Below are 1,112 nucleotides of genomic sequence, written 5' to 3'. Positions count from 1 at the left end.
TCGCGTTGATCGCCAGATACACGAACGGGAACAGGCAGTAGACCGCGAATATCGCGCACAGGACCGTCATCAGCGTGCTGCGCCGCGGGTTGTTCACGTTCGCGAACCCCGCCTTCGCGCTCCGCCTCCGCTCCGCGGCCTCGTCACGGGCGATCCTCCTCTGACGCTCCTTCTCGGCCCTTTTGGCGGCCTTCTCCCGGGCCCTCAACTCCGCACCGGCCGGACGGGCACTCGTCGCTGCACTCATCACGCACGCTCCTTCACAATCACAACCACATCCACACTTACAGTCACAGTCATTCCGCCAACCGGCGTCAGGCGCGTCACTTCATCTGCTCCTTCATGCTGTTCAACTGCACCGCGTAGGCGATCGCCATCGTGATCACGGCCATGACGATGGCCAGGGCGGCCGCGTAGTTCGACTGGTTGCCACTGAAGCTCAGGTTGTACGCGTACATGTTCGGCGTGTAGTACGTCGTGATCGCGTTGCCCGGCACCATGTTCTGCAAAATGGAAGGCTCGTTGAACAGCTGGAACGAGCCGATGATCGAGAAGATCACCGTGATCGCCAAAGAACCTTTGAGTTCCGGCAGCTTGATCGACCTGACGATCTGCCACTCCGACGCGCCATCGATGCTGGCGGCCTCGTACAGGCTGTGCGGGATCGTGGACAGGGAGCTGTAGAAGATCAGCATGTTGTAGCCCGTGAACTCCCACGTGTTGATGTTGCCGATCGCCGCCAGCAGCACCGAGGGCTTCAGCACGTCGATGTTCGTGCCGAAGAAGTCGTTGAAGCTTCCGACCAGGCCGTACTTCGCGCCGTACACGAAACCCCAGATCAGGGTGGACACCACGGCGGGCACCGCGTACGGCAGGAAGGTGGAGATGCGGAAGAACTTCGTGCCGTGCAGCTTCATCGAATCGATCGCCAACGCCATCGCCGCCGCCAGGAACAGCATGATCGGCACCTGCACCACCGTGAACAGGGCCACACGACCCACCGACGACCAGAACTGCTGGTCGACCAGCAGGCGCGAGTAGTTCTCAAGCCCCACGAACCTCGTGCCGCCGATCATCTGCTTCTTGAAGAACGAAATGTAGATGGCGTACAC

At 61.0% G+C, this 1,112-nt stretch carries 1 protein-coding gene and 1 pseudogene; both read right to left on the bottom strand.

Annotated features, from left to right (window positions below):
* Positions 1-247, bottom strand: a pseudogene (locus G1C97_RS12060) (carbohydrate ABC transporter permease); the annotation flags it as partial.
* A gap of 76 nt (positions 248-323) precedes the next feature.
* The coding region (locus G1C97_RS12055; protein WP_169241966.1) for a carbohydrate ABC transporter permease at positions 324-1,112 on the bottom strand (789 nt) is incomplete at its 5' end.

It is taken from the genome of Bifidobacterium olomucense, assembly GCF_012932375.1.
Classification (GTDB): domain Bacteria; phylum Actinomycetota; class Actinomycetes; order Actinomycetales; family Bifidobacteriaceae; genus Bifidobacterium; species Bifidobacterium olomucense.
The sequence above is the reverse complement of the archived record's forward strand: the minus strand, read 5'-3'. Positions and strand labels throughout refer to the sequence as shown.